This window comes from Flavobacterium sp. ARAG 55.4 (assembly GCF_051846875.1).
In the GTDB taxonomy this organism is placed as follows: Bacteria; Bacteroidota; Bacteroidia; order Flavobacteriales; family Flavobacteriaceae; genus Flavobacterium; species Flavobacterium plantiphilum.
On the sequence record NZ_JBPYCT010000016.1, the window covers coordinates 23,203 to 35,566 of the forward strand.

Annotated in this window: 17 protein-coding genes and 1 tRNA gene; 12 read left to right on the forward strand and 6 right to left on the reverse strand. The window is 31.4% G+C overall.

What is annotated here, in order from left to right; all coding sequences use genetic code 11:
* Window positions 1-123 precede the first annotated feature (123 nt).
* From ACSV4D_RS16110 to ACSV4D_RS16130, 5 genes are all read left to right on the forward strand, one after another.
* On the forward strand, window positions 124-483 hold the full coding sequence (locus ACSV4D_RS16110; RefSeq protein WP_439229069.1) for a BlaI/MecI/CopY family transcriptional regulator: 360 nt from the start codon (window positions 124-126) through the stop codon (window positions 481-483).
* Window positions 484-485: 2 nt separating this feature from the next.
* Window positions 486-2,024, forward strand: coding sequence for a M56 family metallopeptidase (locus ACSV4D_RS16115; protein ID WP_439229070.1), 1,539 nt, complete (start codon window positions 486-488; stop codon window positions 2,022-2,024).
* A gap of 84 nt (window positions 2,025-2,108) precedes the next feature.
* On the forward strand, window positions 2,109-2,312 hold the full coding sequence (locus ACSV4D_RS16120; protein ID WP_439229071.1) for a hypothetical protein: 204 nt from the start codon (window positions 2,109-2,111) through the stop codon (window positions 2,310-2,312).
* A 268-nt stretch (window positions 2,313-2,580) separates the two neighbouring features.
* Entirely contained in the window at window positions 2,581-3,915 is a 1,335-nt protein-coding gene (locus ACSV4D_RS16125; protein WP_439229072.1) for a M56 family metallopeptidase, read from the forward strand.
* A 133-nt stretch (window positions 3,916-4,048) separates the two neighbouring features.
* Complete coding sequence (locus ACSV4D_RS16130) at window positions 4,049-4,189, forward strand: SsrA-binding protein (RefSeq protein ID WP_408082681.1); 141 nt, start codon at window positions 4,049-4,051, stop codon at window positions 4,187-4,189.
* On the opposite strand, the gene ACSV4D_RS16135 is transcribed toward ACSV4D_RS16130, so the two are convergent.
* Window positions 4,186-4,698: an adenine phosphoribosyltransferase gene (locus tag ACSV4D_RS16135; protein WP_439229073.1), complete on the reverse strand. Its 513-nt coding sequence runs from the start codon at window positions 4,696-4,698 to the stop codon at window positions 4,186-4,188. The genes ACSV4D_RS16130 and ACSV4D_RS16135 overlap by 4 nt on opposite strands.
* A 92-nt stretch (window positions 4,699-4,790) precedes the next feature.
* On the opposite strand from ACSV4D_RS16135, the gene ACSV4D_RS16140 reads away from it, so the two are divergent.
* Both ACSV4D_RS16140 and ACSV4D_RS16145 read left to right on the forward strand, forming a co-directional pair.
* Window positions 4,791-4,864, forward strand: a tRNA-Arg gene (locus tag ACSV4D_RS16140).
* Between the two features lie 156 nt (window positions 4,865-5,020).
* The gene (locus tag ACSV4D_RS16145; RefSeq protein WP_408082679.1) at window positions 5,021-5,401 is read left to right on the forward strand and encodes an STAS/SEC14 domain-containing protein; all 381 of its coding nucleotides are present in this window, start codon (window positions 5,021-5,023) and stop codon (window positions 5,399-5,401) included.
* An 18-nt stretch (window positions 5,402-5,419) separates the two neighbouring features.
* Here the strand turns inward: ACSV4D_RS16145 and ACSV4D_RS16150 are convergent, their stop codons facing one another.
* Window positions 5,420-5,923: a CinA family protein gene (locus ACSV4D_RS16150; RefSeq protein WP_408082678.1), complete on the reverse strand. Its 504-nt coding sequence runs from the start codon at window positions 5,921-5,923 to the stop codon at window positions 5,420-5,422.
* 318 nt (window positions 5,924-6,241) lie between these two features.
* Here ACSV4D_RS16150 and ACSV4D_RS16155 point away from each other — a divergent pair, with 318 nt between their 5' ends.
* The 3 genes from ACSV4D_RS16155 to ACSV4D_RS16165 are packed head-to-tail and all read left to right on the forward strand — an operon-like array spanning window position 6,242 to window position 7,637.
* Window positions 6,242-6,631 carry a hypothetical protein gene (locus ACSV4D_RS16155; protein WP_439229074.1) on the forward strand — a complete coding sequence of 130 codons (390 nt, stop codon included), beginning with the start codon at window positions 6,242-6,244 and terminating at the stop codon, window positions 6,629-6,631.
* 48 nt (window positions 6,632-6,679) lie between these two features.
* On the forward strand, window positions 6,680-6,895 hold the full coding sequence (locus ACSV4D_RS16160; RefSeq protein WP_408082676.1) for a hypothetical protein: 216 nt from the start codon (window positions 6,680-6,682) through the stop codon (window positions 6,893-6,895).
* Window positions 6,896-6,953: 58 nt separating this feature from the next.
* Window positions 6,954-7,637, forward strand: a complete 684-nt coding sequence (locus ACSV4D_RS16165) for an SRPBCC family protein (RefSeq protein WP_439229075.1) — start codon at window positions 6,954-6,956, stop codon at window positions 7,635-7,637.
* A gap of 309 nt (window positions 7,638-7,946) precedes the next feature.
* Here ACSV4D_RS16165 and ACSV4D_RS16170 read toward each other — a convergent pair whose 3' ends face one another.
* Together ACSV4D_RS16170 and ACSV4D_RS16175 are read right to left on the reverse strand one after the other, a co-directional pair.
* Window positions 7,947-8,528 carry a DUF4142 domain-containing protein gene (locus ACSV4D_RS16170; RefSeq protein WP_439229076.1) on the reverse strand — a complete coding sequence of 194 codons (582 nt, stop codon included), beginning with the start codon at window positions 8,526-8,528 and terminating at the stop codon, window positions 7,947-7,949.
* A 140-nt stretch (window positions 8,529-8,668) separates the two neighbouring features.
* The gene (locus ACSV4D_RS16175; RefSeq protein ID WP_408082673.1) at window positions 8,669-8,947 is read right to left on the reverse strand and encodes a putative quinol monooxygenase; all 279 of its coding nucleotides are present in this window, start codon (window positions 8,945-8,947) and stop codon (window positions 8,669-8,671) included.
* Window positions 8,948-9,064: 117 nt separating this feature from the next.
* Here ACSV4D_RS16175 and ACSV4D_RS16180 point away from each other — a divergent pair, with 117 nt between their 5' ends.
* Window positions 9,065-9,376 (forward strand): DUF3861 domain-containing protein, encoded by a 312-nt coding sequence (locus tag ACSV4D_RS16180; RefSeq protein WP_439229078.1) that lies wholly within the window; start codon window positions 9,065-9,067, stop codon window positions 9,374-9,376.
* A gap of 63 nt (window positions 9,377-9,439) precedes the next feature.
* On the opposite strand, the gene ACSV4D_RS16185 is transcribed toward ACSV4D_RS16180, so the two are convergent.
* Window positions 9,440-10,294 (reverse strand): fumarylacetoacetate hydrolase family protein, encoded by an 855-nt coding sequence (locus ACSV4D_RS16185; protein WP_439229079.1) that lies wholly within the window; start codon window positions 10,292-10,294, stop codon window positions 9,440-9,442.
* A 148-nt stretch (window positions 10,295-10,442) separates the two neighbouring features.
* Complete coding sequence (locus ACSV4D_RS16190; RefSeq protein WP_439229080.1) at window positions 10,443-11,207, reverse strand: SDR family NAD(P)-dependent oxidoreductase; 765 nt, start codon at window positions 11,205-11,207, stop codon at window positions 10,443-10,445.
* 285 nt (window positions 11,208-11,492) lie between these two features.
* Here ACSV4D_RS16190 and ACSV4D_RS16195 point away from each other — a divergent pair, with 285 nt between their 5' ends.
* On the forward strand, window positions 11,493-12,359 hold the full coding sequence (locus ACSV4D_RS16195; protein WP_439229081.1) for an AraC family transcriptional regulator: 867 nt from the start codon (window positions 11,493-11,495) through the stop codon (window positions 12,357-12,359).
* The last annotated feature ends 5 nt before the right edge of the window (window positions 12,360-12,364 follow it).

Consider the following 12,364-nt stretch of genomic DNA (forward strand, 5'->3'; position numbering starts at 1 on the left):
AGTCTGAAACAGATAAAATGAAATATACAACAAGCTTTAAAACTAAAATTTTAGTTAAATAACTACAAAAACAGTTGTCAAACTAAAAATATAGTTATATAATTGTATTCAAATTAAATCACTATGGAAAAGCTAACTAACAAAGAAGAAGAAATCATGCAAATATTATGGAAGCTGGAAAAAGCTTTTGTAAAAGAAGTCATGTCCGAAATTAAAAACGAAAAGCCGCACTATAACACGCTTTCTACTATTATTAGAAATCTGGAAGAAAAAGGATATGTGTCGTATAATGCTTTTGGCAAAACGCATCAGTACTTCCCTATTGTGAAAATGGAAGACTATCGCAAAAAGTTTATGAACACTGCTATCGAAACTTATTTTAATAGTTCGTATAAAAACATGGTTTCCTTTTTTGCGAAAGAAGAAAAAATATCAGCTGATGAATTAAGAGAAATTTTATCCATGATTGAGAAAAAAGAATAACTATGGAAAATTTATTCCTTTACTTCATCAAAGCAAGTGGCTTAATTGGGCTATTTTATTTAGCCTACATGCTACTTTTAAGAAAAGAAACTTTCTTTACCGCCAACAGATGGTTTTTACTTTCGGGATTATTCACCTCAGCACTACTTCCACTTTACTTTATCACTAAAATAATTTGGATAGAACCAACAACAGATTCATTCGATTGGTCTAATATTCCTTTGACCGCAAATACAACTGCTATCCAAAATACAACTATAACTGCTATCCAAAAGAACACTTTTGAAATGAATTGGCAAATTATTTTTGGAATTGTTTATTCGATTGGAATTTTGGTTTTCTTGATAAAATTCATCTTTGACTTTTATAGTTTATCTAAAATTTTGAAAGGAAAAAGCATCCAACATCATAACGATTTTAAATTCATTGATGTAACCGAAAATATTGCTCCTTTCTCCTACTTTAAATCTATTGTTTACAATTCCGATTTATACACCCCAATAGAATTAGAAAACATTTTAGAACATGAAAAAGTACACAGCAGCCAGCATCACAGTGTTGACGTATTAGCAGCGCGAATGTTTTGTATTGCTTTTTGGTTCAATCCATTGATTTGGTTGTATAAAAAAGCTATGGTTCAAAACCTGGAATTCATTGCCGATAATGAAGCATCAAAAAATATTTTCGATAAAAAAAACTATCAATTAACCTTATTAAAAATAACCACACAGGAAAATTGTGTTGCCATTAGTAATCATTTTTATCAATCCTTAATCAAAAAACGAATTATTATGTTGAACAAAAATCAATCAAACAAAATGAATTCTTGGAAGTTTGCCGCTGTACTTCCATTATTGGGAGTATTTTTATTTCTATTTCAAGTAAAAGTAGTAGCAGAAGAAAAAGTGACTTCAACTGAAAAAAAAGAACCTCAATCCGCCAAGGTCGAAACAAAAATAGTTGAAAGTAAAAATGATTCAGACACATTATCAAAAGAGAAAGAAATTGGTACAACTGTAAAAAAAGACATTGAAAAGACAGATGTAAGCAGAATTGAAAGTACTATTAATACAACTACAAAAAGAGAAAAACCAATTGCATCCTATCTTAAAGATTATTACATAGATGGTGCAAAGTCAACTTATAAAGAATATGGGAAATTAGATTTAAACAACATTGAAGTTGAGGCAAAACCTTTTGAAAAACGAGTTAAAGTCACTACAATAAAAACAGGAACTCAAAAATCAACTATTAATACTGAAGAAGATAAAAAACAAGGCAAAAATAGTACTCTAATTACTATCGATGATGGTACTCCCCCTTTTTATTATGATTATGACAAAGCACTAGTCATACTTGATGGAAAAGAGAGTGACTATAACACTGTACTACAAAATAAAGACAAGGAATTAAAATTTGTATATGCTACCTACTTTAAATATACTCCAGATGAAAACAAAAGAATTGTCTTAGCTCAATTCGGTGAAAAAGCCAGAAACGGAGTTTTCATAATAGAAACAAACTCCTATCAAAAAAAATAATCCTCCAGAACTCTTAAAAAGAGGATTCCTAAGACAGTACCCTTAAAAAAACGAAGAAAAATAATTTTCAAATTAAAAAACAGCATGGAAACACATTTCATTTACTTCATCAAAGCAAGTGGCTTAATTGGATTGTTTTTCCTGGCCTATGTGATACTACTGCGCAAAGAAACATTCTTTACCGCAAACAGATGGTTTTTACTTTCGGGATTAATTACATCAACGATTCTTCCTAATATTCTTTATTACCCAAATAATTTGGGTAGAACCAACAACAAATTCATTTGATTGGTCTAATATTCCAACAACGACCATTGAAAACAATACCGAAGAAGTCATTAACTGGTGCGCAATCGCTGGCTATGTTTATATCTTAGTAATTATTCTTTTATTCCTAAAACTACTCTTTGATTTTTATAGTTTATCCAAAGTATTTAAAGGAAAGACAATTAAACAACAAGGAAAATTCAAACTTATCGACGTAACCGAAAATATCGCTCCTTTTTCCTTTTTTAAAGCTATTGTCTACAATTCGGCTTTATATACATCAACAGAATTGGAAAATATTTTAGAACATGAAAAAGTACACAGCAGCCAGAATCACAGCGTTGACGTATTAGTAGCGCGAATGTTTTGTATTGCTTTTTGGTTCAATCCGTTGATTTGGTTGTATAAAAAAGTCATGGTTCAAAACTTAGAGTTTATTGCTGATAGGGAAGCTTCTAAAAACATATCTGACAAAAAAGCCTATCAATTAACTCTTTTAAAAATAACCAGACAGGAAAATTGTGTTTCCATTACCAATCATTTCTATCAATCCTTAATCAAAAAACGAATTATTATGTTGAACCAAAACCAATCTAAAAAATGGAATTCCTGGAAGTACATAACTGTATTTCCTGCGCTAATTGCCTTTGTGTTTTTATTTCAAATTAAAATTGTGGCACAGGAGAAAGAAGTTCCAAAACAAGAAAAAGAAACCAAATCAGAATCTGATGATTTAAAACCTTCTAAAATTGAAAAAGATTTAAAAACTTTATCAGAAAACAAAGAAATAATCATCAATGGTGAAAAATCAAATCAGGAAGAATTGGATAAATTGAATCCTGACAATATTGAAAAAATAGATGTTGCTACAATTTCGGGTAAAAAGACGATTCTGGTAACTACAAAAACAAACAAAGAAAATAAAGATATCTCTCCAAAACCTTATGATGTAGTTTATATAGATGGAGAAAAAATTAGTCAATCAGAATTAGAAAACAACTTTGTATTTAGAAATGTAAAAGATGTAAAAATTGTTGAGGGTAAGAAAAACAAAACCTATTACATTACCACCACTAATTCTTCACAAAACATAGAGAATCATAAGTTTGAATTTATAATTACCAAAAATACTTCTGACGAAGAAATTAAGGAAAAACGCGAACAGATAAAAAACTTACATGACATTGATTTAACTTTTTTTAATATAAAAAGAAACAGCAATGGAGAAATCACAAATATAGAAAGTACGAATGATGTCTTTCCTAGATCCTATAAACAATCTAACAACCCTATCGAACCATTTAAATTTTTTTATGAGAAAAAGACCAACGGAGGATTTACATCAGGATACGAAACACTCAGTAATTCTATAAGTCGTATAATAGATGACAAACGAATTGATTACAAAAAAGCAGTTATTTTAATTGATGGAGAACAGAGCGATTATCAAACTTTAGAAAAATTAAATCCAAAAGATATTAAACAGGTAATCACAAAAGACATTAATAGTAGATGGCCAGAAAACAAAAAATATTTTGAACTATATGGAGAGAAAGCTTTATATGGAATTCTAATAGCAGTAGAAACTAAGAATTATTTGACAGATATATCAATTAGGTTTTAAGGTCTTGTTTCACTACTATAAAACGAAAATTATCTAAAGACAGTCTATCTCCAAAAACATTTTAAAAAATTAAAAAAAGACGGTTCACATCACGAAACCGTCTTTTTTGTATCTTTGAGAAAACCCTGAAGTTATGTTCAAAATTTTAGCCAAAATCAACAAACTACTTTTACCCAGTTTTACAAAACAGGGACTGGATTTATCAAAAGCCAAAAAGTGGCAGCTGGCTATCATTGGATATCGCTATTATGTTACTTCAAGAGCAGTAGACTAATACGTTACAGCCGCAAAAATATTGTAACCATTTAATTTTTCGCGACCGTTCAAAAAAGTCAATTCCATCAGGAAATTGAACTGTACAATTTCGCCACCTAATTTCTCTACCAGGTCGCAAACCGCTTTAGCCGTTCCTCCTGTGGCTAAAACATCATCGTGAATCAATACTTTATCTCCTTTTTGAATAGCATCTTTATGAATTTCTAAGGTGTCAGTCCCGTATTCTAAATCATAAGATACCGAAACCGTATCATAAGGCAGTTTCCCATGTTTACGTACAGGAATAAAACCGGCATTTAGTTCCTGTGCCAGCAATATTCCAAATAAAAACCCCCTACTTTCAGCACCAACCACTTTATTAATTTTTTGTCCTTTTAAGGATGCTGCTAAAGTTTTTAAACATTCCTGAGTTGCCTGAGCATCATTCAATAGCGGAGTGATATCTTTAAAAAGAATTCCTTCTTTTGGAAAACCCTGAATATCACGGATATAATTTTCTAACTGCATTTTTTTTAGTATTTATTGAAATTTATGCTTGCAAGTTACACATTTATCCCTATATTTGCACCCGCAATCACGTATACAAAACGTCTGCAAAAGGCCTCGTGGCGCAACTGAATAGCGCATCTGATTACGGCTCAGAAGGTTACTGGTTTGAATCCAGTCGAGGTCACAAAACCCTGATATTTTTATCAGGGTTTTTTTATGCCTGATTGTGACTTTTACCCCTTTAATACCATATTAAAATTCTATAAGATTTTATAAATTAGTTGTAAAAATAAAATCAGTTCTTATCCTTATATTTATTTCTTAATAAAATAACTGCATCATGATAGAATTGATAAAAACGGTACCAAACACTATTGCTGCATTTAGAATCACCGGAGAAGTTTGTCAGGAAGACTATAAGGCTATCGTTATACCGGAAGTAGAAAACCTAATCAAACAGATTAATTACATTAATTTGCTATTGGTTTTAGAGACCGACTTAGAGAATTTCGCAACATGTGCCTGGGCACAGGATGCAATGCTGGGTTTACAAAATATGGGCAGATGGAACAGAGGTGCTATTGTTACTAACTCAGAAACAATAATTACTTTCACAAACGGATTCTGTAATCTGGTTTCCGGTGAATTTAAAGGCTTTAAAAAGGAAGAATACGATCATGCAGTACTTTGGGTTTCAGAAGAATTACTCTTAAACGAGTGAAATTAATCCTATTATTTATTAATTATCTTTTTTTTGTTTGTCAAACTGATCTAATTCTTCAATAATCACCGAAGCAGCCATATCTATCGTCTGATTTACAATATCTTCTGCATTTCCTTTAAATTGACATCGTTTCGATATTTGTTTATGAGGAAAAATAAAATACAAAAAAATAGTTCCCACAGGTTTTTCCGGGGTCTCACTACCACCGGAAGTACTAAGCCCGGTTATAGCAACACAAATATCAGAAGGTACTGTTCTGCAAAAGTTCTGTGCCATTGCTTCTGTTACTTCGGCCGATTCAGGAGTAAATTTCTCTAACAAATAGTGCGGAACAGCCAGTAAATCTTCTTTCATTCCCCCATCATAACAAACCAATCCACCAATAAGTATCTTACCTGATTGTGGAACTCTGGAGAACTCATAGCACATCTTCCCTGCCGACATACTTTCTACAAATGCTATACTCCAATTTCTTTTTACAAGTGCATTACTGCATTCTATAACTTTTTGAGATATCATTTTTTTAGAATTATTTGTGAATAACAACTGAAACCTATTTGATGTCATTTTTTATTAAATGTCTTATACAAAAATAAGACGCTATAAGTACTGCTGTTTTATATAATTATAGCTAACACTTATAAATACTCAAGTTGTATTTCTTTAATTCACTTATAATCCAATAATTAGCATCTTAGAATTATATAATGATTGACTTTAATTGTATAAGTTGTAAGCAAGGTGAAATTGTAATTTTGAAGATAATCAATTATACATTTAGTAATTGACACAGAAAATTCCCCAAATAAACAATTAACAATACTTAAAATCAATACCATGGAAGATGACAAAAAACGGGAAGACAAACCTGCCAACTATACCGACAGCGACTTAAATTCTAACAAACAGCAATTTGAAGAATTTAGCAACAATCAGCCAAATTTCAATGCGGACAGCAATCCAAATACACTCGCCAACAGAGATAACAAAATGCTTGAGAATTCTGAATTTAACGAAACAAACCATACTTTCAATCCTGATAATACTGAATTGGACGAAGAAATAAACCCTGAAAAGATTGATGAATTTGAAGAATTTGGCGATGAAAAAGAAGATGACATAGCGGATCCTGATTTTAATGAAGAAGAAGACACAGATAATTTAAGCGAATCAGGATATGATGCTGATCTTGGAGTTCAAAAGCGTGATGATTCAAGATTAAAATAAAATTAAAAAAAAGACAACAAACAATATAAAAACTAAAAAGTAATAATTATGGAATCAGGCAAAGTAGTAGGTGCATTACTAACAGGAGTAGCTGTAGGCGCGGTTTTAGGAGCTTTACTAACTTCTGAAAAAGGAAAAGATTTAATAAAAAAAATTGTAGAACTGGAATCTGATGGCTTTAACACCATAAAAGATCTCATCAGTGAATTTACAGGAAATGTTTCTGATTCAGATACATCCCACACATCTAATCCTCCTTTATAAATTTTTTCACATACACAGACATTGTAAATAAATTATTTGCAAAAAAAAAATTAAAATTATGGAAACAAGAACACAATCTTCAGCGTCAATGAAAGCGCATAAACCAATGATTAAAAATAATGTTTCAACTCTGGAACGTATAATAATGGTTACCAGCGGTGCTTACCTCCTATATAACGGTCTTGCACAAAAAGAAAAAAACCTGACAAAAAGCAGCCTTGGAGGCAGTATGTTGCTAAGAGGAATTAGTGGCTACTGTCCGGTTTATGATGCAGTAGATCATTTAAAAAATGGCAAAGCTCATAATGTTAATATCCGATTGAGCAGCACTATCAATAAACCCGTTAGTGAAGTATATGCGTTTTGGAGAAATTTAGAGAATCTACCTAAATTCATGAATCATTTAGAATCTGTTAAAACTATTAATTCCACTATTTCTGAATGGACTGCTAAAGGTCCGGCAGGAATTGGTTCGCTAAGCTGGAAAGCCGAAATAATCAAAGATGAAAAAGAAAAGCTTTTAAGTTGGCATTCCTTACATGACGCCTCAATTGAGAATGCGGGAAAAGTGGTTTTTAAGCCTAAAGGCAAAGGAACAGAACTGGATATTACTATTTCTTATCATGCTCCTCTTGGTATAGCAGGCGAAAAAGCAGCCAGACTTTTAAATCCGTTTTTTGAGAAAATGGTACGTGATGATGTTCAGAATTTAAAATGTTATTTGGAATCCGGGCATAATTAATTAACATACTTTTTCAATTGTAAACAGAAAACCTGCCATGAGCAGGTTTTTTTATTATAAATAATTATTATTTACAGAGCAATAACAAAAAACTATACTCTAAATTAAATCATGTTTAATAATTCAAATATTCCTCAAAAACCATAAAATTTCATCAAACCCTTTCTTTTTTAGAAATCTTAAACGGATTATCAGCAAGTATTCTCAACAACTCATGTCCAATACTTCTGTTTGAGCAAATAAATATTGAATAAAAAAGAAAAAGCTGTTGAATATCTCAACAGCTTTCATTTTCATAAAAAATAATTTCTATTTATTTTTCTGCATTTCTTGAATTCTTTTAGCTTCAGTAAGATGAGCAGTTAAAGGACTAATCTGATTAGCAGCCCAGGTTTTAATATCAGCATCATCAGCTTTTTCAGCAATTTTTTCCATTTTATCAATTGCATCCTGATGACCGTCTACCATCATATCAGCAAACTTTTTATCAAAATCTTCAGCTGATTCATCTTTCAGTTTATTGTATTTATCACGACCATCTTCAGTAATTGACGAAGGTAAAGTAATTGCTTTTTTATCCGCTAATGTTTTTGTTTCTTCTAAAGCTTTTTCATGGTCAGTAACCAGCATTTTTCCAAATTTTTTAACGTCCTGACTCATACCTTTTTCCTGAGCCAGCTTTCCAATTTCAATTTCGCATAAATTTATAGCAGCTGCATCTACTAAATGATCAGCATCATCTTCAACATTTTCATTTTGTATGTTGGCTTCATTTTGTTCTTCTGCCACTTCTTTTGGATCTTCTTGTTTTGATTCATTTTTACAAGAATTCAATGTAAATAATGCTAAGGCTGCACCTAAAATAATTTTACTTAATATAATCTTTTTCATAATATTATGTTTTTAAAGTTTAATTCAAAACTACTTTTTTATGCGCTATAACATTTTACAATATTTTTTATAAATTTTATACTATTTGTAGATTGAACTAGATTTTGCGAATGAAAAAAAGATATATACCTTCTAGATTCTTATAAAACCTGAGTCGTTTTATAGACTTGTATAGGAGCAGCCAATAAATTTTCGCTAGCTGTGATAAAATCTTTTAAATAGGACTGCTCATTATGTATATCCAGTCCTGCCTGATCTTTCCATTCTTCCCAAATGATAAATACAGTATCGGTATAATGCAAATCATAACGGATACACGCTGCTTCTTTTCTTGTATTGGCAACAAGATTATGAACCATTTCTTTAACTGTTTCTGTAGTTTCTATTTTGCTTTTTATAATAGCTGTAATTGAAATCATAGTGTTATAATTTTAATATTCTAATAACTAATTTAGTTGATTTAACACTCCTAATAACAGAAGTTAAACCTTATTTTTACCATAAATATCGCTTTAATTATTTAAAAATAAAAACTCATGGAAAAAAGAGCCCATCAATACAAACTTACACTGGAATATTTGAAAGATGCAAAAGGAGAAGCTGTTTCAGAAACCCCTATCGAACTTTTATTTGAAAATCACGATAATATTTTTTCTATTATCGAAAGACAGAAAGACAAAAATTTATTTGGAAATAAACAACAGGCTACCGAATTTGCCATTGGATTAAAACTCTTTAGCGAAGTTATGCTTAAAAACCGAAAAGATCCTTTGTTTGAAGAATTAGGCCCTGCTTTCAGCGTATTTATGAAAAAACTTAAAGGCATTCCCCAAAGCGAATCAGAATAAATAAAAAAGAGTATTAAATCCCGAAGATTCAATACTCTTTTTTAAATTTTGAGAATGATTATTTTATTTAGAATAAGCCACCGCAACTTGTTTACTTGAACCTAAACCTTCAATACCTAATTCTATAACATCCCCTGCTTTTACATAAACAGGATCTGGTTTAATCCCTAAACCAACTCCCGGAGGTGTTCCTGTACTGATGATATCACCAGGAAGTAATGTCATAAACTGACTTAAATAATGTACTAAAAATGGAATTTTAAACACCAGATTAGAAGTGTTACTGTCTTGGAATTTTTTACCATTTACAGTTAGCCACATCGATAAATTATTCACATCGGCAATTTCATCCTGAGTAGCCAAAACAGGCCCCAGAGGTGCAAACGTATCACAACCTTTTCCTTTAGCCCATTGTCCGCCCATCTCAATTTGAAATGCTCTTTCGCTGTAATCATTTAATAAAGCATATCCGGCTACATAATCTAAAGCTTCCGCTTCTTCTACATAACTTGCTTTTTTACCTACTACAAAAGCTAATTCTACTTCCCAATCCGTTTTTTCGCTTCCTTTAGGAATGATTACATTGTCATTTGGTCCACACAAAGAAGTCGTTGATTTGAAGAAAATGATAGGCTCTGTGGGAATTGGAGCACCCGTTTCATGGCAGTGATCTACATAATTTAAACCAATACAAATAATTTTTGAAGGTCTTGCAACCGGAGAACCTAAACGAATATCAGCAGCTACTTCCGGAAAAGAAGTTCCGCTTTCTATAGCTGTTTTTAATTTTTCTAAACCATTATTTTCAAAAAATGATTCGTTATAATCACTCACAATAGAAGAAACATCATATCTTTTTTCTCCAATTAAAATTCCTGGTTTCTCGCTGCCCTCGGCTCCAAAACGTATTAATTTCATTTCTTTATATTTTTTTAAAAGTTACTAAGTTATTGAGTTTTTAAGTTTCTAAGTTCTTTTATCTTATTACTTAATAGCTTAGATTCTTAGCCTTTTCTTAGTTTCCAGCTTAGAAACTGAGCAGCTTAGAATCTTAGCAACTCTTTTTTTAATTATTTAATTTGATAAATCCCCCATCAATCGGATAATCTGATCCGGTAATAAATCCGGCTTCATCACTGGCTAAAAACAAGGCTAAAGTAGCAATTTCTTCCGGTTTTCCCATTCTCCCGATAGGCTGTGATTTTGATAATTTATCAAATATTTCAGCTTCATTGCCCGGATAATTTTTAGCTATAAATCCATCTACAAATGGGGTATGCACACGAGCAGGAGAAATAGAATTGCAACGAATGTTTTCATTAATATAATCCTTAGCAACAGATAAAGTCATCGACATTACCGCGCCTTTAGCAGTTGAATAAGCAAAACGGTCAGGAATACCAACCCACGAAGCAATCGAAGCTAAATTAACAATTGATCCTCCGCCGGATTTACGAAACTGTGGAATAGACGCAAACAAACAGTTGTAAACTCCTTTTACATTCACATCCACAATCCGGTCAAAATCAGCTTCAGGAGTCGTATCTACTTTACCTACATGCGCAATTCCTGCATTATTTACTAAAATATGAATGTTTCCAATTTTTTCAAAAGCAGCAACCACCTCATCGTGTTTAGCAACATTACAGGCGTGAGCAAAAACTTTTCCACCTTCGGCCGCAATTTCTTCAACAGTAGATTGGGCACTTTCGGCGGTTAATTCTAAAATATGAACTTCTGCGCCTTGTTTTGCAAATAAAACAGAGATTGCTTTCCCTATTCCACTACCTCCTCCGGTAATGACTGCTTTTTTATCTTTTAATGAGAACATTTTAATTGTAGTATTTAATTATTAAAAATGAATATCTTATTTTCAAAAGGACAAATTTATGAATAAACCGCTCGTTTTAAGAGATAAAATTGCATTAATTTTATTTTCTGTTGTACATAAAAAACAATTTCTTTTTTTCCAAAGAAACAAATATTACAATTTGCTAATCAACAGATTACACCTTAAAATCGGTTTTAAAATTCAGGAAATAAAGGTACTATCCTATATTACCACATAATAATTCGATTTTATCCTTATCTAATTATTATTTATCTTTGACCACTTATGAAACTTGAAAAAACTAAAATATCATCTTATCTTAATAGTGCCATTTCAGTACTCTCAAGAGAGGAAGCTTTTTTCCAGGCACCTTTCCATTCTCATCCGGAATTGGAATTAGTATATGTCAAAGAAAGTTTTGGCAAACGGATTATAGGAAATTCAGTCAGCAATTTTGAAGCAGGAGATATGGTTTTTCTGGGTTCTGACATACCTCATGTATGGCTGAATGATGAAATTTACTACCATAATCTCAACAAATTAAAAGCTAAATCTATTGTAGTTTATTTCAACAAAGATATTTTTGGACCTGCTTTTTATGAACTGAATGAAGCTAAAAAAATCAATTCCCTGTTTGAAAAAGCTAAAAAAGGCTTATCGGTTACAGGAAAAACAAATCAGCTGATTGCTCAGAAGTTAGAACAATTAGTACTTAAAAAAGATTTCGAAGTTATTATAGGTCTTTTTGAAATTTTATCTGTTCTGTCCGAATCTGCTGATATTGAATTTATAAATCCGGAAAGCTATTTTCCTGCTAATGAGCCTTTTAAAAAAGACCGTCTTAGTGAAGTTTATCAATATATTAAAGAAAATTACAAAAAAGAAATTTCATTAGATGAAGTTGCTCAGATTGCCAGCTTAACTCCTACCTCATTCTGCAGAATGTTTAAGTCTAAGACTAAGAAAAATTTCATTGAATACCTCAACGAAATACGCATTTCAAACGCCTGCAAACATCTTATAGAAAGTGACATGAGCGTTTCGGAAATCGCTTATGAATGCGGTTATAAAACCGTTTCTAATTTCAATAAATTATTCAAAAAGAACACCGGAAATACACCTAAGGAATACAAAAATAAAATAGCGCGTTAAATTTA

Bases quoted from the DNA above. Each gene is read 5' to 3' on its own strand.
- ACSV4D_RS16145 (WP_408082679.1), top strand. From the start codon at position 5,021: ATGATAGAATTGATAAAAACGGTACCAAACACTATTGCTGCATTTAGA.
- ACSV4D_RS16120 (WP_439229071.1), top strand. From the start codon at position 2,109: ATGGAAACACATTTCATTTACTTCATCAAAGCAAGTGGCTTAATTGGA.
- ACSV4D_RS16185 (WP_439229079.1), bottom strand. From the start codon at position 10,294: ATGAAATTAATACGTTTTGGAGCCGAGGGCAGCGAGAAACCAGGAATT.
- ACSV4D_RS16115 (WP_439229070.1), top strand. From the start codon at position 486: ATGGAAAATTTATTCCTTTACTTCATCAAAGCAAGTGGCTTAATTGGG.
- ACSV4D_RS16190 (WP_439229080.1), bottom strand. From the start codon at position 11,207: ATGTTCTCATTAAAAGATAAAAAAGCAGTCATTACCGGAGGAGGTAGT.
- ACSV4D_RS16130 (WP_408082681.1), top strand. From the start codon at position 4,049: ATGTTCAAAATTTTAGCCAAAATCAACAAACTACTTTTACCCAGTTTT.
- ACSV4D_RS16155 (WP_439229074.1), top strand. From the start codon at position 6,242: ATGGAAGATGACAAAAAACGGGAAGACAAACCTGCCAACTATACCGAC.
- ACSV4D_RS16110 (WP_439229069.1), top strand. From the start codon at position 124: ATGGAAAAGCTAACTAACAAAGAAGAAGAAATCATGCAAATATTATGG.
- ACSV4D_RS16175 (WP_408082673.1), bottom strand. From the start codon at position 8,947: ATGATTTCAATTACAGCTATTATAAAAAGCAAAATAGAAACTACAGAA.
- ACSV4D_RS16135 (WP_439229073.1), bottom strand. From the start codon at position 4,698: ATGCAGTTAGAAAATTATATCCGTGATATTCAGGGTTTTCCAAAAGAA.
- ACSV4D_RS16170 (WP_439229076.1), bottom strand. From the start codon at position 8,528: ATGAAAAAGATTATATTAAGTAAAATTATTTTAGGTGCAGCCTTAGCA.
- ACSV4D_RS16160 (WP_408082676.1), top strand. From the start codon at position 6,680: ATGGAATCAGGCAAAGTAGTAGGTGCATTACTAACAGGAGTAGCTGTA.
- ACSV4D_RS16165 (WP_439229075.1), top strand. From the start codon at position 6,954: ATGGAAACAAGAACACAATCTTCAGCGTCAATGAAAGCGCATAAACCA.
- ACSV4D_RS16180 (WP_439229078.1), top strand. From the start codon at position 9,065: ATGGAAAAAAGAGCCCATCAATACAAACTTACACTGGAATATTTGAAA.
- ACSV4D_RS16150 (WP_408082678.1), bottom strand. From the start codon at position 5,923: ATGATATCTCAAAAAGTTATAGAATGCAGTAATGCACTTGTAAAAAGA.
- ACSV4D_RS16195 (WP_439229081.1), top strand. From the start codon at position 11,493: ATGAAACTTGAAAAAACTAAAATATCATCTTATCTTAATAGTGCCATT.